This window comes from Streptomyces sp. bgisy130 (assembly GCF_057708345.1).
On record NZ_JBYISA010000006.1, the window covers coordinates 198364 to 219261 of the forward strand.

Annotated in this window: 15 protein-coding genes, 2 tRNA genes and 2 pseudogenes; 15 read left to right on the forward strand and 4 right to left on the reverse strand. The window is 69.6% G+C overall.

Going from position 1 to position 20898, the window contains the following annotated elements; all coding sequences use genetic code 11:
- Positions 1-108: 108 nt before the first annotated feature.
- The 12 genes and pseudogenes from AC3EUV_RS11315 to AC3EUV_RS11370 all read left to right on the forward strand — a co-directional run.
- A pseudogene (locus tag AC3EUV_RS11315) lies at positions 109-430 on the forward strand (DnaA N-terminal domain-containing protein); the annotation flags it as partial.
- 101 nt (positions 431-531) lie between these two features.
- Positions 532-2013 (forward strand): annotated as a pseudogene (gene dnaA, locus AC3EUV_RS11320) (chromosomal replication initiator protein DnaA); the annotation flags it as partial.
- Positions 2014-3032: 1019 nt separating this feature from the next.
- Positions 3033-4163, forward strand: a complete 1131-nt coding sequence (dnaN, locus tag AC3EUV_RS11325) for a DNA polymerase III subunit beta (RefSeq protein ID WP_432141386.1) — start codon at positions 3033-3035, stop codon at positions 4161-4163.
- A 203-nt stretch (positions 4164-4366) separates the two neighbouring features.
- Positions 4367-5245, forward strand: coding sequence for a phosphogluconate dehydrogenase (NAD(+)-dependent, decarboxylating) (gene gnd / locus AC3EUV_RS11330; protein WP_432141385.1), 879 nt, complete (start codon positions 4367-4369; stop codon positions 5243-5245).
- A gap of 80 nt (positions 5246-5325) precedes the next feature.
- On the forward strand, positions 5326-6462 hold the full coding sequence (recF, locus tag AC3EUV_RS11335) for a DNA replication/repair protein RecF (protein ID WP_435602782.1): 1137 nt from the start codon (positions 5326-5328) through the stop codon (positions 6460-6462).
- Positions 6459-6992, forward strand: a complete 534-nt coding sequence (locus AC3EUV_RS11340; protein WP_042151016.1) for a DciA family protein — start codon at positions 6459-6461, stop codon at positions 6990-6992. The genes recF and AC3EUV_RS11340 overlap by 4 nt, the downstream gene beginning before the upstream one ends.
- Positions 6993-7311: 319 nt before the next feature.
- Positions 7312-9366: a DNA topoisomerase (ATP-hydrolyzing) subunit B gene (gene gyrB / locus AC3EUV_RS11345; RefSeq protein WP_432141421.1), complete on the forward strand. Its 2055-nt coding sequence runs from the start codon at positions 7312-7314 to the stop codon at positions 9364-9366.
- Positions 9367-9416: 50 nt separating this feature from the next.
- Positions 9417-12035, forward strand: a complete 2619-nt coding sequence (gene gyrA / locus AC3EUV_RS11350; protein WP_432141383.1) for a DNA gyrase subunit A — start codon at positions 9417-9419, stop codon at positions 12033-12035.
- Positions 12036-12050: 15 nt separating this feature from the next.
- The gene (locus AC3EUV_RS11355) at positions 12051-12728 is read left to right on the forward strand and encodes a DUF3566 domain-containing protein (RefSeq protein ID WP_432141382.1); all 678 of its coding nucleotides are present in this window, start codon (positions 12051-12053) and stop codon (positions 12726-12728) included.
- 88 nt (positions 12729-12816) lie between these two features.
- Positions 12817-12890, forward strand: a tRNA-Ile gene (locus AC3EUV_RS11360).
- A 189-nt stretch (positions 12891-13079) separates the two neighbouring features.
- Complete coding sequence (locus AC3EUV_RS11365) at positions 13080-13214, forward strand: DLW-39 family protein (RefSeq protein ID WP_003958712.1); 135 nt, start codon at positions 13080-13082, stop codon at positions 13212-13214.
- Between the two features lie 436 nt (positions 13215-13650).
- Positions 13651-15117, forward strand: a complete 1467-nt coding sequence (locus AC3EUV_RS11370; protein ID WP_435602783.1) for a hypothetical protein — start codon at positions 13651-13653, stop codon at positions 15115-15117.
- A gap of 54 nt (positions 15118-15171) precedes the next feature.
- Here AC3EUV_RS11370 and AC3EUV_RS11375 read toward each other — a convergent pair whose 3' ends face one another.
- Together AC3EUV_RS11375 and AC3EUV_RS11380 are read right to left on the reverse strand one after the other, a co-directional pair.
- Positions 15172-16713 carry a protein kinase domain-containing protein gene (locus tag AC3EUV_RS11375; protein WP_435602784.1) on the reverse strand — a complete coding sequence of 514 codons (1542 nt, stop codon included), beginning with the start codon at positions 16711-16713 and terminating at the stop codon, positions 15172-15174.
- A 41-nt stretch (positions 16714-16754) separates the two neighbouring features.
- Positions 16755-17303: a helix-turn-helix domain-containing protein gene (locus AC3EUV_RS11380; RefSeq protein ID WP_435602785.1), complete on the reverse strand. Its 549-nt coding sequence runs from the start codon at positions 17301-17303 to the stop codon at positions 16755-16757.
- A 127-nt stretch (positions 17304-17430) separates the two neighbouring features.
- Between AC3EUV_RS11380 and AC3EUV_RS11385 the strand changes: the two genes are divergently transcribed.
- Positions 17431-17503 (forward strand) — tRNA-Ala (locus tag AC3EUV_RS11385).
- 173 nt (positions 17504-17676) lie between these two features.
- Here the strand turns inward: AC3EUV_RS11385 and AC3EUV_RS11390 are convergent.
- Entirely contained in the window at positions 17677-18387 is a 711-nt protein-coding gene (locus AC3EUV_RS11390) for a DUF5324 family protein (RefSeq protein ID WP_432141378.1), read from the reverse strand.
- A gap of 319 nt (positions 18388-18706) precedes the next feature.
- Here AC3EUV_RS11390 and AC3EUV_RS11395 point away from each other — a divergent pair, with 319 nt between their 5' ends.
- Both AC3EUV_RS11395 and AC3EUV_RS11400 read left to right on the forward strand, forming a co-directional pair.
- Positions 18707-19234, forward strand: a complete 528-nt coding sequence (locus tag AC3EUV_RS11395; protein ID WP_042151035.1) for a peptidylprolyl isomerase — start codon at positions 18707-18709, stop codon at positions 19232-19234.
- Positions 19235-19384: 150 nt separating this feature from the next.
- Entirely contained in the window at positions 19385-20302 is a 918-nt protein-coding gene (locus AC3EUV_RS11400; RefSeq protein ID WP_432141377.1) for a rhomboid family intramembrane serine protease, read from the forward strand.
- A gap of 235 nt (positions 20303-20537) precedes the next feature.
- Here the strand turns inward: AC3EUV_RS11400 and crgA are convergent, their stop codons facing one another.
- On the reverse strand, positions 20538-20792 hold the full coding sequence (crgA, locus tag AC3EUV_RS11405) for a cell division protein CrgA (RefSeq protein ID WP_018092078.1): 255 nt from the start codon (positions 20790-20792) through the stop codon (positions 20538-20540).
- Positions 20793-20898: the final 106 nt, after the last annotated feature.

Below are 20898 nucleotides of genomic sequence, written 5' to 3' on the forward strand. Positions count from 1 at the left end.
CAACAACTTGAATCCCCAGGCCCGCCCTGACTACCGTGGCTGAACTTCGATTCCTTCCCGCCCGTCCTGAGAATCACACATTCGTGGGACTGTGAGAGAGCGTGCCCTGTGGCTGATGTACCTGCCGATCTTGCCGCAGTGTGGCCCCGCGTGCTCGACCATCTCCTTCGTGCGGAGGTCGACGGCCTCAAGCCCAAGGACGAGACCTGGCTCAAGCGCACCCAGCCGCTGGCACTGGTCGCCGATACGGCATTGCTCGCCGTCCCCAATGAATTCGCCAAGGGTGTGCTCGAAGGCCGGCTCGCGCCGCTGATCGGGGAGGCCCTCAGCCATGAGTGCGGCCGCCCGATCCGGATCGCGATCACCGTGGACGACTCCTCCGAGGAGCCCCCGGCGCAATCCACGCCGCCGGCGCCCCAGCACCAGCCGTCCCAGCAGCACCCCCCGCACCACCAGCAGACGCATCAGTCACAGCAGCAACACGATGCGTACGACGGCTACGAGACCCGGCACGAGTCCCGGCACGACAGCCGGCAGGGTTACGGACACCAGGGCGACGACCTGCCCGGCGTCCGGCCCGCCTACCCCGACTACCAGCAGCCCCGGCACGAGCCCGGCGGCTGGCCGCAGATGGGCGGCGGCCACGGTCCGCGCGACGACTACGGCTGGCAGCAGCAGCTCGGCGGCTTCCCCGAGCGTGACCCGTACGCCTCCCCGTCGTCCCATGTCGCGCAGCATCAGCAGCGGCAGAACGACTACCGTCCGCAGGCGCCCGACCGCAACGGGCCGCCGCAGCACTCCGACGGTCCGCGCTCCCCTTACGACCAGCCGCGCCGTGACCTCTCCGAGCACCAGCCCGGCGGGCACACCGGCCGCGCGGGCGCCCCCGGCTCCGGCCCCGGCGCCATGCTTCCCGCGCCCAGCGGTGCGCCCAGCCCGCTCGCCGCGCAGCCCGCGCCGGCGACCGGCCCCGGTGAGCCGACCGCGCGGCTGAACCCGAAGTACCTCTTCGACACCTTCGTCATCGGTGCCTCGAACCGCTTCGCGCACGCCGCCGCGGTGGCCGTCGCCGAGGCGCCGGCCAAGGCGTACAACCCGCTGTTCATCTACGGGGAATCGGGGCTGGGCAAGACCCACCTGCTGCATGCGATCGGGCACTACGCGCGGAGCCTGTATCCGGGCACCCGGGTGCGGTATGTGAGCTCGGAGGAGTTCACCAACGAGTTCATCAACTCCATCCGCGACGGCAAGGCGGACGCGTTCCGCAAGCGCTACCGCGACATGGACATCCTGCTGGTCGACGACATCCAGTTCCTGGCGAGCAAGGAGTCGACGCAGGAGGAGTTCTTCCACACCTTCAATACGTTGCACAACGCGAACAAGCAGATCGTGCTCTCCAGTGACCGGCCGCCCAAGCAGCTGGTCACCCTGGAGGACCGGCTGCGCAACCGCTTCGAGTGGGGTCTGATCACCGACGTCCAGCCGCCCGAGCTGGAGACCCGGATCGCGATTCTGCGGAAGAAGGCGGTGCAGGAGCAGCTGAACGCGCCGCCGGAGGTGCTGGAGTTCATCGCGTCCCGGATCTCGCGGAACATCCGTGAGCTGGAAGGCGCGCTGATCCGGGTCACGGCGTTCGCCTCGCTCAACCGGCAGCCGGTGGACCTGGGGCTGACCGAGATCGTGTTGAAGGACCTGATCCCCGGCGGCGAGGACGCCGCGCCGGAGATCACCGCGACCGCGATCATGGCCTCGACCGCGGACTACTTCGGGCTGACCATCGACGACCTGTGCGGCTCCTCGCGCAGCCGGGTCCTGGTGACCGCCCGCCAGATCGCCATGTATCTGTGCCGCGAGCTGACCGACCTCTCGCTGCCGAAGATCGGGGCGCAGTTCGGCGGCCGGGACCATACGACCGTGATGCACGCCGACCGCAAGATCCGCGCGCTGATGGCCGAGCGACGGTCGATCTACAACCAGGTCACCGAGCTGACCAACCGCATCAAGAACGGCTGAGGCCGGCCCACAGGACGCCCAGGGCGCTCCGGGATCCGCTCCCGGAGCGCCCTTCGCCGTACGGGGACCGCGGCCCGGCGAGCGGCCGGCCGCACCGTTCTTTCGACTGCTCCCCGCTCCCTTCCGCTTCTCTCAGCGGCGTCCTACGCGCTCCTGCCGCGCGCGTCCGACCGCGTAACGCACGTCTCCCGGACCCGCTTTGAGCCCGCCAACCCCCCACTCCGATACGCCCAGCCCTCGTCCCAAACCTGTGGAGCACGCCGACTGTGTTCGATTCCGCGGCGGGACACGGCTTCTCTCCACAGATTGGGCAAGAATCTTCCGTCCACATCCTGGGGAGGGGAAAGTTATCCCTGTGGGATCCACAGGCCGGTGTACTGACGGGGCATCGGGGGAGGTCAGCCGCATGTGGATTTGTGGCCAACCTTCCTCCACAGGTTGTGGACAGCGGATTCGTCCACAGGGCAGCCGGCGTCTTGTCCACCGCCCGCCCACAGGCAAGCCGCTGTTGTCCCCAGCAATCCCCAGCTTCTCCACACCGCTGTCCACTGTTCGGCAACACGACACCCGCTCTCACCGGGCCGAGTGAAAGCCGTCACACCAAGGTGGTCGGTTGGGCTGTGGGGAACGTGGGTAAAGCTGGGGACGGCACTGGGGAGAAGTACCTGTCTCCTGTGCATCGGGTGTGCAGAACTTCCGACGGTCCACAGAACCGCCCGCTTATCCACGGCCGCCACCCACAGGGGCGGTGGACAAAAAATCCGCGTTGACCTGCGCAAAAGCGGTTGTCCACGGTTTCCACAGCCCCTACTACTACGACCACGGATATCTACCGGGGAACTCGTTCGGAAACGGGGCCTGTGCACAAGTTGGCCGCCGGGTGTCCGCCCTCGGCCGAGTCGACTTGACCCCGAGCCGCACCGACTGTCGGTGGCGTGCGTCAGACTGGTCTCCGGCAACCCAGCCGACGACGAAGGCCAGCAGGGCGAAAAGCCAGCAACAGCAGGAGGCGGTTTCCGGTGAAGATCCGGGTGGAGCGCGATGTACTCGCGGAGGCAGTGGCCTGGGCGGCCAAGAGCCTCCCGGCCCGTCCGCCGGTGCCCGTCCTCGCGGGCCTGCTGCTGAAGACGGAGGACGGCACGCTGAGCCTCTCCGGCTTCGACTACGAGGTCTCCGCACGGGTCTCGGTGGACGCGGAGGTGGAAGAGGAGGGCACGGTCCTCGTCTCCGGCCGGCTGCTCGCCGACATCTGCCGTGCGCTCCCCAACCGCCCGGTGGAGATTTCCACCGACGGTGTACGGGTCACCGTCGTCTGCGGCTCCTCGCGGTTCACCCTCCACACCCTTCCTGTGGAGGAGTACCCGTCCCTGCCGACCATGCCCACCGCCACCGGCACCGTCCCCGGTGAGGTCTTCGCCGCGGCCGCCGCCCAGGTCGCCATCGCCGCCGGCCGTGACGACACCCTCCCGGTGCTCACCGGCGTACGCATCGAGATCGAGGGCGACACGGTCACCCTGGCCTCCACCGACCGCTACCGCTTCGCCGTGCGCGAGTTCCTGTGGAAGCCGGAGAGCCCCGACGCCTCCGCGGTCGCGCTGGTCCCCGCGAAGACGCTGCTGGACACCGCCAAGTCGCTGAGCAGCGGCGACACCGTCACGATCGCGCTGTCCGGCTCTGGCCAGGGCGAGGGCCTGATCGGTTTCGAGGGTGCCGGGCGCCGGACGACGACCCGTCTGCTGGAAGGCGACCTGCCGAAGTACCGCACGCTCTTCCCGACCGAGTTCAATTCGGTCGCCGTGATCGAGACCGCCCCGTTCGTCGAGGCCGTCAAGCGTGTGGCCCTGGTGGCCGAGCGGAACACCCCGGTTCGGCTGAGCTTCGAGCAGGGCGTGCTGATCCTGGAGGCCGGCTCCAGCGACGATGCACAGGCTGTGGAGAGGGTCGACGCCGATCTGGACGGTGACGACATCTCGATCGCCTTCAACCCCGGCTTCCTCCTGGAGGGCCTGTCGGCCATCGACTCCCCCGTGGCGCAGCTGTCCTTCACGACCTCGACCAAGCCCGCGCTGCTGAGCGGCCGGCCGGCCAAGGACGCCGAGGCGGACGACGCGTACAAGTACCTGATCATGCCGGTGCGGCTGTCGGGCTGACGGCCGGAGCGCGGGTCACGCGGGTGGCGGCATGCCGTCGCCCGCTGTCCCGTGGCCGCCGGATAGCGGCCCAGGCCACGGGCCTGCGGCGACCGGCTGACGGGCCCCTGATGAGCGGCTGAGCCCACAGGTGTGCGCGGACCTGCGGGCGTAGGCTCGGTCCCGGGTACACCAGCAACGTCTACGTGCAAAGAGGGTCTCTGATGGAGCTCGGTCTCGTCGGTCTCGGCAAGATGGGCGGCAATATGCGTGAGCGCATTCGCCGCGCCGGCCACACCGTCATCGGATACGACCGCAACCCGGACCTGGCGGATGTCAACAGCCTCCAGGGGCTTGTGGAGAAGCTCAAGGGTCCGCGGGTGGTCTGGGTCATGGTGCCGGCCGGTGCCGCCACCCAGTCCACGATCGACGAGCTGGCCGAGCTGCTCTCGCCGGGCGACATCGTCGTGGACGGCGGCAACTCCCGCTGGACCGACGACGAGAAGCACGCCGAGGAGCTGAAGGCCAAGGGCATCGGCTTCGTCGACTGCGGTGTCTCCGGCGGCGTCTGGGGCCTGGAGAACGGCTATGCGCTGATGTACGGCGGCGACAAGGACGATGTCGCCAAGGTGCAGCCGGTCTTCGACGCGCTCAAGCCCGAGGGCGACTTCGGTGCGGTGCACGCCGGCAAGGTCGGCGCCGGCCACTTCGCGAAGATGGTCCACAACGGCATCGAGTACGCGATGATGCAGGCCTTCGCCGAGGGCTGGGAGCTGCTGGAGAAGGTCGACTCCGTCACGGACGTCCGCGAGATCTTCCGCTCCTGGCAGGAGGGCACGGTCATCCGTTCCTGGCTGCTCGATCTGGCCGTCAACGCGCTCGACGACGACGAGCATCTGGAGAAGCTGCGCGGCTTCGCCGCCGACTCCGGTGAGGGCCGCTGGACGGTCGAGGCCGCCATCGACAACGCCGTGCCGCTGCCCGCGATCACGGCCTCGCTCTTCGCGCGGTTCGCGTCCCGTCAGGACGACTCCCCGCAGATGAAGATGATCGCCGCGCTGCGCAACCAGTTCGGTGGGCACGCGGTCGAGAGCAAGAAGTAGCGGACACCGCTCATACCGCAGCAACCAGAAGCAGCAGGCAGCAACCGTAGTAAGCAGCCGGGGGAGGTCGGCGCCCAGCCATGCACGTATCGCATCTGTCCCTCGCCGACTTCCGCTCGTACGCCCGGGTAGAGGTGCCGCTCGATCCGGGCGTCACGGCTTTCGTGGGCCCCAACGGGCAGGGCAAGACCAATCTGGTCGAGGCGGTCGGCTATCTCGCCACGCTCGGCAGTCACCGGGTCTCCTCGGATGCCCCGCTGGTGCGGATGGGCGCCGAACGGGCCATCGTCCGGGCCGCGGTCGTCCAGGGCGAGCGGCAGCAGCTGATCGAGCTGGAGCTCAACCCGGGCAAGGCGAACCGCGCCAGGATCAACAGGTCCTCGCAGGTCAGGCCGCGGGACGTACTGGGCATCGTCCGGACGGTGCTGTTCGCGCCGGAGGACCTGGCGCTGGTCAAGGGCGATCCGGGGGAGCGCCGGCGGTTCCTGGACGAGCTGATCACCGCGCGCTCGCCGCGGATGGCCGGGGTGCGCTCGGACTACGACCGGGTCCTCAAGCAGCGCAACACCCTGTTGAAAACGGCCGCGTTGGCGCGGCGGCACGGCGGCCGGCAGATGGATCTGTCCACCCTCGACGTGTGGGACCAGCATCTGGCCCGCGCGGGTGCCGAGCTGCTGGCGCAACGGCTCGACCTGATCGCCGCGCTGCGGCCGCTCGCGGACAAGGCCTATGACCAGCTGGCGCCGGGCGGCGGCCCGCTGGCGCTGGAGTACCGCGGTTCGGCGGGCGAGGCGATGGCCGACGCCACCACCCGCGAGGACCTGTACGGCGTGCTGCTGGCGGCGCTGGGCGAGGCCCGTAAGGGAGAGATCGAGCGCGGGGTGACGCTGGTCGGCCCGCACCGCGACGATCTGGTGCTCAAGCTGGGGCAGCTCCCGGCGAAGGGCTACGCCAGCCACGGCGAGTCCTGGTCGTACGCGCTGGCGCTGCGGCTGGCCTCGTACGACCTGCTGCGGGCGGAGGGCAATGAGCCGGTGCTCGTCCTGGACGATGTCTTCGCCGAGCTGGACGCGCGCCGTCGTGAGCGGCTGGCGGAGCTGGTGGCCCCGGGCGAGCAGGTGCTGGTGACGGCGGCGGTGGACGACGATGTGCCGGGCGTCCTGGCCGGTGCGCGCTACGCGGTGTCCGGCGGCGCCGTGGAGAAGGTGACCCCGTGAGCGAGGAGCAGCCCGAGCGGCCCAAGGCCCCGGAGCTGTCCGGGGTGGATCTGGCCCGTCAGGCACTGGTGGCCGCGAAGGAGCAGGCGCGGGCGCGGGGCGCGGCCGCGCAGCAGAAGAAGCAGGCCAGGCGCGGCGGCCTGCGCTCCGGGGCGCGCGCGGACGGCCGCGATCCGCTGCCGCTCGGTGCGGCGATCAACCGGCTGATCACGGAGCGCGGCTGGGAGACCCCGGCCGCGGTCGGCGGGGTGATGGGGCGCTGGCCGCAGCTGGTCGGGCCCGAGGTGGCGCAGCACTGCGAGCCGCAGAAGTACGACGAGGACGCCCGGGTGCTGACGGTGCAGTGCGATTCGACGGCCTGGGCGACGCAGCTGCGGCTGCTGGCCCCGACGCTGGTGGCCCGCCTCAACGAGGACCTGGGCCACGGCACCGTAAAGGTGATCAAGGTGCTGGGCCCCGGTGGTCCGGCGCGGCGCTACGGATCGTTGCGCGCACCGGGCAGCAAGGGCCCCGGCGACACCTACGGCTGAGCCCCCGGCCCCCTGGATGACCTGCGCAGGACGCCTGTATACGGGTGAGGCGGATGAGACTCCGCTCACGGTAGCCGCCGGTTGACAGTCCGAAGCGCTGAGTGCCCGTGTGAGCGTCCTGAGGCCCCGTCTCGGATATGGGGAGTCGGCGGACGCCAGTTCAGGGCGGCACATGACGACTCAGGTGCCTGCAAACCCCCATGAGTGTCGGCGCCACCGGTACACTGGTAGCAATCCCGCCCACTCGCGGAACATGTCGAACGACGCAGCCGCTCCCGCCTGTCCTTCTGGGGTGACCCGCACAGGCGCGGAAGGGCTTGTGCTGTGCCAGAAAGGGCGCTTCGTGGCCGACTCCGGCGACCTCAACGAGAACAACACGGCTTCTACTGAAGAGGGGGTTCCTGTCGGCCCGACGGGCGACTCCGCGGTGGAGAAGTCGTACGACGCCAGCGCGATCACCGTCCTCGAAGGCCTGGACGCGGTCCGTAAGCGTCCCGGCATGTACATCGGCTCCACCGGTGAGCGCGGTCTGCACCACCTCGTACAAGAGGTCGTCGACAACTCCGTCGACGAGGCGCTGGCCGGCCACGCCGACACCATCGACGTGACGATCCTGGCCGACGGCGGCGTGCGCGTCGTCGACAACGGCCGCGGTATCCCCGTCGGCATCGTGCCGTCCGAGAACAAGCCGGCCGTCGAGGTCGTGCTGACCGTGCTGCACGCCGGCGGCAAGTTCGGCGGCGGCGGGTACGCGGTCTCCGGTGGTCTGCACGGCGTGGGTGTGTCCGTCGTGAACGCCCTGTCGCAGCGGGTCGAGGTCGAGATCCGCACGGACGGCTTCCGCTGGACCCAGGAGTACAAGCAGGGCGTGCCGACCGCCCCGCTGGCCAAGCACGAGGCCACCGAGGAGTCCGGCACCTCGGTCACCTTCTGGGCCGACGGCGAGATCTTCGAGACCACCACGTACAGCTTCGAGACGCTGTCGCGGCGCTTCCAGGAGATGGCGTTCCTCAACAAGGGACTGACCATCTCGCTCAAGGACGAGCGCGCCGACCACGTGGACGAGGACGGCAAGCCGCTCTCGGTGCGGTACCACTACGAGGGCGGCATCGTCGACTTCGTGAAGTACCTCAACTCCCGCAAGGGCGAGCTGGTGCACCCGACGGTGGTCTCGGTGGAGGCCGAGGACAAGGAGCGCAGCCTCTCCGTCGACCTCGCGATGCAGTGGAACACCCAGTACAGCGAGGGTGTCTACAGCTTCGCGAACATCATCCACACCCATGAGGGCGGTACCCACGAAGAGGGCTTCCGCGCCGCGCTGACCGGCCTGATCAACCGCTATGCGCGCGACAAGAAGCTGCTGCGCGAGAAGGATGACAACCTCACGGGTGAGGACATCCGCGAGGGTCTGACGGCGATCATCTCGGTCAAGCTCGCCGAGCCGCAGTTCGAGGGCCAGACCAAGACCAAGCTGGGCAACACCGAGGTCAAGACCTTCGTCCAGAAGGTGGTCCACGAGCACCTCAACGACTGGCTGGACCGCAACCCCAACGAGGCCGCGGACATCATCCGCAAGGGCATCCAGGCGGCCACCGCGCGGGTGGCGGCCCGTAAGGCACGCGATCTGACCCGTCGCAAGGGTCTGCTGGAGACCGCGTCGCTGCCCGGCAAGCTGAGCGACTGCCAGTCCAACGACCCCACCAAGTGCGAGATCTTCATCGTCGAGGGTGACTCCGCCGGCGGCTCGGCCAAGTCCGGCCGCAACCCGGAGTACCAGGCGATCCTCCCGATCCGGGGCAAGATCCTCAACGTCGAGAAGGCCCGGGTCGACAAGATCCTCCAGAACAACGAGGTCCAGGCACTGATCTCGGCGTTCGGCACGGGTGTGCACGAGGACTTCGACATCGAGAAGCTCCGGTACCACAAGATCATCTTGATGGCGGACGCCGACGTCGACGGTCAGCACATCAACACCCTGCTGCTCACCTTCCTCTTCCGCTTCATGCGGCCGCTGGTCGAGGCCGGGCACGTCTACCTCTCCCGCCCGCCGCTGTACAAGATCAAGTGGGGTCGGGACGACTTCGAGTACGCCTACTCCGACCCGGAGCGGGACGCGCTGATCGAGCTCGGCAAGCAGAACGGCAAGCGGATCCGCGAGGACTCGATCCAGCGGTTCAAGGGTCTCGGTGAGATGAACGCCGAGGAGCTGCGCATCACGACCATGGACACCGACCACCGGGTCCTCGGTCAGGTCTCGCTGGACGACGCGGCCCGCGCGGACGACCTGTTCTCCGTGCTGATGGGCGAGGACGTCGAGGCACGCCGCTCGTTCATCCAGCGCAACGCCAAGGACGTCCGCTTCCTCGACATCTGAGCCCTGTCGGCCCGTACAACAGCCGCAGCTCGAAAGGACTTTGAACCACCATGGCCGACGAGAACCCCCCTGTGACCCCGGACGGCGTGACCGCCGAGGGCGCGCCCGCCGCCATCGAAGGCGTCGGGATGCGCGTCGAGCCCGTCGGGCTCGAAACGGAGATGCAGCGCTCCTACCTCGACTACGCGATGTCCGTCATCGTCTCGCGCGCGCTGCCGGACGTCCGGGACGGCCTCAAGCCCGTCCACCGCCGCGTCCTGTACGCGATGTACGACGGCGGCTACCGCCCGGAGAAGGGCTTCTACAAGTGCGCCCGCGTCGTCGGCGACGTCATGGGTACGTACCACCCGCACGGCGACTCCTCGATCTACGACGCCCTGGTGCGTCTGGCGCAGCCCTGGTCGATGCGGATGCCGCTGGTCGACTCCAACGGCAACTTCGGCTCTCCGGGCAACGACCCGGCCGCGGCCATGCGGTACACCGAGTGCAAGATGAAGTCGCTGTCCATGGAGATGCTCCGGGACATCGACGAGGAGACCGTCGACTTCCAGGACAACTACGACGGCCGTAACCAGGAGCCGACGGTCCTCCCGGCGCGCTTCCCGAACCTGCTGATCAACGGCTCGGCCGGTATCGCGGTCGGTATGGCGACGAATATCCCGCCGCACAACCTGCGCGAGGTCGCGGCCGGTGCCCAGTGGGCGCTGGAGCACCCCGAGGCCTCCAGCGAGGAGCTGCTGGACGCGCTGATCGAGCGCATCAAGGGCCCCGACTTCCCCACCGGCGCACTGGTCGTGGGCCGTAAGGGCATCGAGGAGGCCTACCGCACGGGCCGTGGTTCGATCACGATGCGCGCGGTGGTGGCGGTCGAGGAGATCCAGAACCGCCAGTGCCTGGTGGTCACCGAGCTGCCCTACCAGGTCAACCCGGACAACCTCGCGCAGAAGATCGCCGACCTGGTCAAGGACGGCAAGGTCGGCGGGATCGCGGACGTCCGCGACGAGACCTCCTCCCGTACGGGCCAGCGTCTGGTCATCGTCCTCAAGCGGGACGCGGTCGCCAAGGTCGTCCTCAACAACCTCTACAAGCACACCGATCTCCAGACCAACTTCGGCGCGAACATGCTCGCGCTGGTCGACGGGGTGCCGCGCACGCTCTCGCTGGACGCCTTCATCCGTAACTGGGTGACGCACCAGGTCGAGGTCATCGTCCGCCGGACGAAGTTCCGCCTGCGCAAGGCCGAGGAGCGGGCGCACATCCTGCGCGGTCTGCTCAAGGCGCTGGACGCCATCGACGAGGTCATCGCGCTGATCCGGCGCAGTGAGACGGTCGACGTCGCGCGCGAGGGCCTGATGGGCCTGCTGGAGATCGACGAGATCCAGGCGAACGCGATCCTGGAGATGCAGCTGCGCCGGCTGGCCGCCCTGGAGCGCCAGAAGATCACCGCCGAGCACGACGAGCTCCAGCGCAAGATCAACGAGTACAACGCGATCCTGGCCTCCCCGGAGCGGCAGCGCCAGATCATCAGCGAGGAACTCGCCGCGATCGTCGAGAAGTTCGGCGACGACCGGCGCTCCAAGCTGGTGCCCTTCGAGGGCGACATGTCCATCGAGGACCTGATCGCCGAGGAGGACATCGTCGTCACGATCACCCGTGGCGGCTATGTGAAGCGGACGAAGACCGACGACTACCGCTCGCAGAAGCGCGGCGGCAAGGGCGTCCGGGGCACCAAGCTCAAGGAAGACGACATCGTCGACCACTTCTTCGTCTCGACCACCCACCACTGGCTGCTGTTCTTCACGAACAAGGGCCGGGTCTACCGCGCCAAGGCCTACGAACTCCCCGACGCGGGACGGGACGCGCGGGGTCAGCATGTGGCCAACCTCCTCGCCTTCCAGCCGGACGAGCAGATCGCGCAGATCCTGGCGATCCGCGACTACGAGGCCATGCCGTATCTGGTGCTCGCCACCAAGGCCGGCCTGGTGAAGAAGACGCCGCTCAAGGACTACGACTCCCCGCGGTCCGGCGGTGTCATCGCGATCAACCTGCGCGAGCAGGAGGACGGCACGGACGACGAGCTGATCGGCGCCGAGCTGGTGTCGGAGACCGACGATCTGCTGCTGATCAGCAAGAAGGCCCAGTCGATCCGCTTCACGGCGACCGACGAGGCGCTGCGCCCGATGGGCCGGGCCACCTCCGGTGTGAAGGGCATGAGCTTCCGCGAGGGCGATGAGCTGCTCTCCATGAACGTGGTCCGCGCCAACACCTTCGTGTTCACCGCCACGGACGGCGGCTACGCCAAGCGCACCGCGGTCGACGAGTACCGCGTCCAGGGCCGCGGCGGTCTGGGCATCAAGGCCGCCAAGATCGTGGAGGACCGGGGTTCGCTGGTCGGCGCGCTGGTCGTCGAGGAGACGGATGAGATCCTCGCGGTGACGCTCGGGGGTGGCGTGATCCGTACGCGGGTCAACGAGGTGCGCGAAACGGGCCGTGACACCATGGGCGTCCAACTGATCAACCTGGGCAAGCGTGATGCCGTCGTAGGTATCGCATGGAACGCCGAGGCCAGCCGGGAAGCCGAAGAGGTCGACGGGGGCGACGAGCCCGACGAGACCGCGGCGGACGGGGCCGTGCCCGCGGAGACCGAGGGCGAGCAGCCCGCGGAGTAACACGAGGAGTAGATCGTGAGTGGAGCCACGGGCGCTGCGGCGGGTGGATCGGGAGCCGGAAAGGGCTCCTCGTCCGGACCCGCGACCGTGACGGAGGACAGCGCCCGTGGCTCCGCTGATTCCGACACCGGCCCCCGGGACGAGGGCTCACATCAAGGGGAAGCCGTGACCGATACCCGCCAGCCGCAGCCACAGCCCCAGGGAGAGTCCGGGAGCGGCGCACAACAGCCGTATCAGCCGCCTCAGGCGTATCCCACCGAGGGTGGCCAGAGTGACGGGCAGGCGGTGCGCCGGCCCCGTACGGGCGCCACCACGGCCCCGCGGACCCGCAAGGCCCGGCTGCGGGTGGCCCGCGCCGACCCGTGGTCGGTGATGAAGGTCAGCTTCCTGCTCTCGATCGCCCTGGGCATCTGCACGGTCGTGGCCGTCGCGGTGCTGTGGATGGTCATGAACGCGATGGGCGTCTTCTCCACGGTCGGCGCGACGATCAGCGAGGCCACCGGCTCCAGTGACGGCGGCGGCTTCGATCTCCAGTCGTTCCTGTCGCTGCCGCGGGCGCTGCTGTTCACGTCGATCATCGCGGTGATCGACGTGGTGCTGGCGACGGCCCTGGCCACGCTCGGTGCCTTCATCTACAACCTGTCGGCCGGGTTCGTCGGAGGCGTGGAACTCACCCTCGCCGAGGACGAGTGAGTCCCTCGTGGGAGGGCGTTCGGGAGGCTCCCTGAACCGATTTTGGGAACGCCTCTGAAGTGCGCTAATCTTCTGGTGCAGCGAGCGCGCGGCTATAGCTCAGACGGTTAGAGCGCTTCCCTGATAAGGAAGAGGCCCCAGGTTCAAGTCCTGGTAGCCGCACTGCACAATCGGCCCGGCCGGGGAACTCCCCGGCCGGGCCGATTCGTTGTATGGAGGCGGAAGTTGGCTCGCGGTGCGTGCCTCGGAAGAGGTGTTGCCGACCACGGGCTAGGTAACCGATCGGTATCGGTCGGTGTGTATCATCGGCCGACATAGGTCCCCTACGTCAACGAAAGACGAGGTCGCGCGGTGAAGAAGCTTCTCCTGGTCGCACTGGCCGCCATCGGCGGGCTCCTCGTGTACCGCCAGATCCAGGCGGATCGCGCCGAGCAGGATCTGTGGACGGAGGCGACCGACTCCGTGCCCGCAGGTTCGGGTGTCTGAGACCCCTCCCACGCACAGCAGGTTCGTACGGACCCCGATTGCCTCCGGGCGGTCGGGGTTTCGTGCGCCCGGGGGCGGGCGGGAGCGCTGGGGCCGGGGTGGCGGCGGTTCCGGAGTGGCTGATTGTCGTTGCGGTGCCGTGACGGCGATCCTCTCGTGTTTGCTTTAGCACACCATTTGCTTGCAATGGCAAAGATTCCGACTGTGGCGTGAGATGGAGCTGACGTTTCACGTGGAACATCCGCTGGGGCGATTCCGGCTCCTCGGCGGACGAAAAACCGGGTGGCGGTGGAGGATGGTCCACAGGGCGTGTGGCGGCGGTCGCCGTCGGCGGTGTGGGCGTACTGCTGCCGGCCGGTCTCGCGGTCGCCTACGGGTGGGCGCGCCGGCGGCCGCGTGCCGACGGCGGGAATTCGGATCCGATGAGGGGTGGCTCGTGGTGACGGGGCGCACGACGTACAGGGGCATAGCCGTGCTGGCGGCGCTCGCCGCGGTGCCGATCCTGCCGGGGGCGGTGGGCGTGGCCTCCGCCGAGAACGTGCCCCGCTATCGCACGGGGGAGGGCGCCACGAAGGTCGCGGGCAGCCCCAAGTCCTCGGACGCACCGTCGCTCAAGCCCGGTCTGCACACCGACGCCATCAAGCGCGGCGAGCAGAAGTGGTACGCCGTCAATCTGGACGCCAGGACCAATGCGTACTTCTCGGCCGTCGCGGCGCCCACACCCGGCACCAAGGTCGCGGACTACGGCGACAAGCTGACCCTCAGCGTCCAGGACAGCAACGGCACGAGCTGCGGCTCGGAGGCGCGGCCGTCCTTCAACGGCGGCGGTATGGCGTACCCGATCGCCGACTACGTCACCCGTCGCGTCGGCGCCGACCGTACGGAGTGCCAGAAGGCCGGCCCGTACTACCTCGTGATCACCCGCGAGGGATCGGAGAACTCCGGCCCCGACACCTGGCCGCTGGAAATCAACTTCCTCAACGAGCCCCGGCTGGAGGGCAGTACCCCCGCCAAGCCCGGCCACGGCACCTGGAGCACCGAGACCCCGGCACCGCGTACGGACGCCACCAAGCGCAATGCCAGGGGCGGTACCGGCTTCAATGACGCGGGCTCGGTCGCCTCGGGGGTCTGGAAGGACCGGATCAGGCCGGGCGAGACGCGCTTCTACCGCGTCCCGGTGGACTGGGGACAGCGGCTCAACCTCAGCGCCGAGCTGCCGAATTCGACGTCGTCCCGGGCCTCCGCTTTCCTCGCCAGGGTGCTCGGGCTGGCCGTCTACAACCCGGCGCGCGGTGCGGTCGGCGACCCCAGCTTTGTCTCGTACACCGGGAAGCCGGCCGCCGCCAAGGAGTTCACCGCGCCGGTCGACTACGGCAACCGCTTCGACTCCACCGGGTCGGTCAACGCGATGCGGTTCGCGGGCTGGTACTACCTCGCGGTGAGCCTGCACCCCGATGCCGCGCAGTACTTCCCCAAGGGCGCGGAGCTCACCCTCCGGGTGGATGTCCGGGGCACCGCCAAGGACGGGCCCGGCTATGCCGGGCCGGCCGGCGTCTTCTCCGTCACGCCCGAGGACCGGGAGTCGGCGCAGAAGGGCCGGACCGCACAGGAGGCGGCGAAGAGCGGCACCTTGATGACGGTGGCCTACACCGGGATCGGCACGGGCGTGGTGCTGCTGCTGGGACTGGGCGCCTGGACGCTGGTGGCGCGGCGGTCCGCGGCCGGTGCAGCGGGTCCACGGCCCGGGCCCGGCACGGCGGGTGGGCCGGGTGGACCGGCTGCCGCGGGCGGAGCGGCTGCCGCGGGTGGGCCGGGCGGCCGCCCCTCGCTGTCGGGACAGTCCACGGACCCGACCCAACAGGCGCCCCAGGACCCCCGGTTCGGGCCGCCACAGGGCTGGTAGCGGGTTCCCGAGGGGCCGGGTGTACCTCGGCCCCACCGGCCGCGTGGCGGCCCGTCAGGCGGCGAGCAGCGCCCAGACGCCGACCGCGATGCACAGCAGCGCCACGATCAGCACCGGCACCGCGACCTTCGTGGGCGGGCCCGGCTTTCTGTACGGGGCGTGGTGTGCCGGGGACGGCACGGTGACGGCGGTGCCCGCCGGGGGCTGCCCGGGGACCGGCAGCGGGCCCGCCGTGTAGGGGCGGGTCGCGGACCGTTCCGGGTGTCCGGGGGCCGTCGGCTCGTACGCGGGCGCCGGGGGCGGGGGCGACGCCGGTGTCGGGAGCGGCTGCATGCCGGACGCGGCGGACGGCCCGGCCGGCGTGCCGTAGCCGGTGGGGGCACCGCCGTGGCCGGTGGACGTACTGCCGTGGCCGGTGACGGCGTCGCCGTGGCCCGTGTAGGTGCCGCTATGACCCGTAGGGGGGTTGCCGTGACCCGTGGGGGTGTTGCCGTGACCCGTCGGGGTGTTGCCGTGACCGGTGGGCGGGCTGCCGTGGCCCGTGTACGTGCTGCCCGGCATCGCCCTCGGCATCGGCGTGTGCGTGGGTGTCGGCGGGGTGCTCGGCTCCGGCGGGGCGAGCTGGAAGCTGCCGGTGTCCGACATGGAGACCTGCCCGGTGGCCCCGGTGCCCGTGGTGGCGCCGGCCGTCGCGGGTCCCGCCGGGCCGCGGGGACGCAACGGCCCGTCCGGCCCGAAGCCGGCCGGCAGCGGCCCTATGTGGTCGAAGACCTCGACGATCTCGTCCTCGATCGTCGCGTCCGGCAGCAGCTCGACGGCCGACAGAATCGCCTTCCGCGCCCCGGTGGCCGTCTTGAACCGGGCATCCGGATCCGGGTGCACCAGGGAGGCCAGCACCTGCCACAGCGGCTCCGGGACGCCCTCGGGCGCGTTCGGGATGCCGTGCTGGGTGAAGTACTGGCTCATCGCCTCGGCGTCCGGCTTGGTGCCGGTGATCAGATAGAGCGCGACCAGGCCGACCGCGAACAGGTCCGCGGGGAAGTCCGGTTCGGCGCCCAGCAGTTGCTCGGGAGCGAAGTAGCCGGGCGTGCCCACCACGTAGTTGGCCTCGGTGAGCCGTGGCTCGCCCTTGCGCATCGCGATGCCGAAGTCGGACAGCCGCAGATGCGGCCGCCCGGTGCCGGTGGCCTCCAGCAGCACGTTCGCAGGCTTGATGTCCCGGTGCACCACTCCCTCCGCGTGCACCGCGGTCAGCCCGGCCAGCAGCTGATCCAGGAGCGTGCACACGAACCGTGGCGGCAACGGGCCGTAATCCCCGATCAGATGGGCCAGCGAGCCGCCGTTCACCAGGTCCATGGTGAACAGCACCTTGTCGTCGTCCGCGGCCCAGCTCGCCGGGGCCAGCACATGCGGATGGTCGATCCGCAGTGCCTGTTCGCGGACGAAGCGCAGCAGGGTGTGGGCGTCGCTCTGTTGCAGCACCTTGGCGGCAACGTAGCGGCGGCGCCGGGCGTCCCAGGCGCGCCAGACCGCGCCCACCCCACCCCGCCCGATCGGGTCGATCAGCTCATACCGACCGGCGAAGACCTCACCCATTGCGCCCCGTCCGCTTTCCGAATTCGCGACGTCCCCTGTGGCTAGCTCTGGTGCGCCTCGTAGTGGGCGACCGCGTCCGCGGTGCGACCGGCACCGTAGACCCGGAGGAACTCTGCCAGTTCGGGGTGAGCCGGGGCGAGAGTGTTCGCCGCATCGATGATGTCCCCGGCGTCGGCGACCGACCGCAGCAGCGACTGGATCTCCCGCACCACGCGCCGCACGGTGGTCGCCCCCGTCGACGAGGTCTGCTGCGCCGTGTTGTTCAGCACCGAACCGCCCGCCGTCTTCTTGATCTCGTCCATACGGTCGGTGGCCTCGGCGGCGCTGACGCTGCCGTCGGCGACCTGTCCGGCCAGGTCTTGCAGCGCCTGCACCCGCTGCACCACGGCCGGGTTGCCTATCTTGGCGCGCTGTCCGCTCATCAGCTGGGACAGCATCGGGGCGGACAGGCCGAGCACAGCGGCCAGCCGGGCCTGGTTCAGACCGAGATCGTCGATGAGACGGCGGAACAGCGCACCCAGAGGCTCCCCGTACCAACTGCGCTGGAGCTCCCGGGCCCGCGCGGTGGCTTCCTGCTGTGCTGCGTCCATACCGTCTCCCCTGTCTCCCCGATCGCTTCGCTGCCGCGAATCTCGCGAAGCATCCTACGGAGAGCAACGGTGTGCGGCGATACCCGGTCGGGAAAGCGGTCGGACACCGGGTACCCTGGTCCGCGAAGGGGCCTTAGCTCAGTTGGTAGAGCGCTGTCTTTGCATGGCAGATGTCAGGGGTTCGACTCCCCTAGGCTCCACTCCTCAAAGCCTTCCCGATCGGCGAAATTGCTGGTCAGGAGGGCTTTTCTGTTTCTGACGGGGAGTTGGCCGCGCTCGGTGCCGGTGCCGTCCGCCGTACGCGACGGGGCCGGGCCGCCGCCCTCGCTGGGGTGACGGGCCCGGCCCGGTGAGGTGTTCCGGTGCTCCGGTGTCAGGCCGTGCCGCCGCGGCGTTCATCGGCCTCGGCCTGCTTGGCCTGGACGTCGGGGTCCAGCGCGGCGCCCTCGCTGCCGTCGACCGCGCTCAGCCGGCCGCGGTCGCTGACCTCCGTGGGAGCCGGCGGCTCGACCAGCCAGTCCGGGTTGGCCTGCTTGTCCCACCACTTCCAGGCGGCGATCGCGGCGCCGGCCAGGATGCCCAGCACCGTGAGGCGCTTGGCGGCCTTGCCGCACTTGGCCCGCCGGCTGTGCTTCTTCTGGAGCTTGGCGATCTCGGCAGCCGTCACCTGGCCGCGGAGCGCGGCGAGCGCGGCGGCACCGCGGGCGACCGCCTCCTCGCGAACCGGCTCGGCCGCGGCACGGGCGTGGGTCACCGCGTGCTCCAGCCGCGGTGCCGTGTAGTCGGCAGCCTGGCGGGCCGCCTTACGGGTGCGGCAGGCGGCCCGGGTCGCCGCGGCGTCCACCTTGGGCGGCAGCGTGCCTCGGGCGTGCTCGATACGCGGGTGCAGATGCGCGTCGTACTGCGCCCGTGCCTGATGAGCGGCCTCGGCCACCTTGGGAGCCGCTCGTGTGCGGGCCTCGTGAGCGAAGTGCACGGCGGCTTCCTTGGCCGTACCGGCATACGGAGCCACCACCTCCGCGGCGTGCCGCACGCTGTCCTTGGCCGTATCGGTCGCGGCGCGCACGCTTTTCTTGCGGGTCACGGGATCCTCCTCCTCGGTGGCGTGTCCGGGGCTTGGGGGTTGGTCCCCCGTGTCTTCTCTGTCGCCTGTCCACCCGTTTGAAGATCATGCCCGCTCACGCGTCGTACGGCATGTGCGAGCGGGCATCCGGGTCATTGCGGACCTACCGGAGTCTTGTTGACGACAATGCCACGATTTGCCGCTCCGGGCGCTGGAAATCCGCACGAAAACCGGCAAGAGGTGCGGGCCGGACGGCGCGCACAGGCGGCGCGGAGGCCTTCCGCGGGCCGGTTCGTGCGAGGATCGGGAACCGTCAGCGAAGACTTATGGAAGGTAGAACGTGGCTGAGCAGCTCTACGCCACCCTGAAGACGAACCAGGGCGACATCGAGATTCGGCTCCTGCCGAACCATGCACCGAAGACGGTCAAGAACTTCGTCGAGCTCGCCAAGGGTGAGCGCGAGTGGACCCACCCGGCGACCGGCAAGAAGTCCACGGACCGGCTCTACGACGGCACCGTCTTCCACCGGGTGATCAGCGGCTTCATGATCCAGGGCGGCGACCCGCTGGGCAACGGCACCGGCGGCCCCGGCTACGAGTTCGGGGACGAGTTCCACCCCGACCTGGCCTTCAACAAGCCCTACCTGCTGGCCATGGCCAACGCCGGCCCGGGCACCAACGGCTCGCAGTTCTTCATCACCGTCGGGGCCACCGCGTGGCTGACCGGCAAGCACACCATCTTCGGTGAGGTCAGCAACGAGGCGAGCAAGAAGGTCGTCGACGCCATCGCCGCCACCCAGACCAACCCGCGCACCGACCGTCCGCTCCAGGACGTCGTGATCGAGTCGGTGGCCGTCGAGACCCGCTGACCCGCGTCGCCCGCCCCGGACGGATCCGGGGAACCATTGCGCCCCGCCCGGTCGTACATCAGGCGGGGCGCGACGCTCGTCCACGGGGCGGAGGCCGGGCGGAGAGGCGAAGCGCTGACGCGCCCGGACGAGAAGAGGACGAGGGGACGGATGGACCAGGTGCCAGGCAGCCCGAAGGAGCCGCAGGACGCGCGGGATGACGATGGCCTGCCGGGCTGCCACCGTCACCCGGATCGCCCCACCGGCATCCGCTGCACCCGCTGTGACCGGCCCATATGCCCCGAGTGCATGGTCAGTGCCTCGGTCGGCTTCCAGTGCCCGGAGTGTGTGCGCAGCGGTGGCGGCACCGGTCACGCACCACAGGCCGCCGCGCCGCGCACGATCGCGGGCGGCACGGTCGCGGCCGATCCGCGGCTGATCACCAAGATCCTGCTGGGCCTCAACGCCGCCGTGTTCGTCGCCGTGCTGGCGACGGGCGGTGACCTGAGCCAGCTGGTCAGCCGGCTCGATCTGCTCGGGCTCGCCGCCGACCCGAGCCGGTATCAGCTCATCGGTGTCGCCGAGGGCGAGTGGTACCGCCTGCTGACCGCGATGTTCCTGCACCAGCAGATCGCGCACTTCGCGTTCAACATGCTCTCGCTGTGGTGGCTGGGGCCGCCGCTGGAGGCGGCGCTCGGCCGGCTGCGGTACATCGCGCTCTATCTGCTCGCCGGCCTGGGCGGCAGCGCCCTATCCTATCTCCTCGCCGCGCCGGGCCAGCCCTCGCTGGGCGCCTCCGGCGCGATCTTCGGGCTGCTCGGTGCGACGGCCGTGCTCCTGCGGCGGCTGAATTACGACATGAAGCCGGTGCTGATCCTGCTCGGCATCAACCTGGCCTTCACGTTCCTGTGGCCGAACATCGCCTGGCAGGCTCATGTCGGCGGCCTGGTGGTGGGCGCCGCGGTGGCGTTCGGGATGGTGCATGCGTCGCGCGAGCGCCGGACGCTGGTGCACGCCGCGACCTGCGCGGTGGCGTTCCTGGCGATCATCGCCGTGGTGTGGGTACGGACTCTCCAGCTGGTGGGCTGAGAGTCCGTACCGGCACGTTGTCCACAGTGCGTGGCCGATCTTGTGCAAGCTGTGCGGAACTTTCGTTCCGGTCCGCTCCGGGCTGCGTTTCCCCAGGAAGGAACGGGGGAGCCGGTGCCCTCCGGAGGGTGCCGCCGATCACACCGGCGTCAACCTCCGGAGGGTTATCCACAGATCTTCTGAAGTTTTCCCCGGCTGTGGATAACCGTGTGGATGGCCTTGGGCAGGGCTTGCGCTACTTCCACTGCGTGGATACGCCGAAGCCCACCGCGATGAAGCCGAAGCCACACACGATGTTCCAGTTACCCATGGCCGCGATCGGTAGATCGCCCTCGGAGACGTAGAACATCACGATCCACACCAGCCCGATGAGGAACATCGCCAGCATCAGCGGCGCCACCCAGCCACGGCCTGAGCTCATCTTCAGGTTGGTGGTCTTCGCCGGCGGCGGCGTGAAGTCGTCCTTCTTGCGGATCCGTGACTTCGGCACGAGGAACTCTCCTGTCGATGCGCTGCTCCCCCGCTCTCGTGGTCGCTCGAGCGGGCGGTGCCCCCATCCGCGGGGGAGGTACGAGGTGTACGCCAGGGCGCGGACG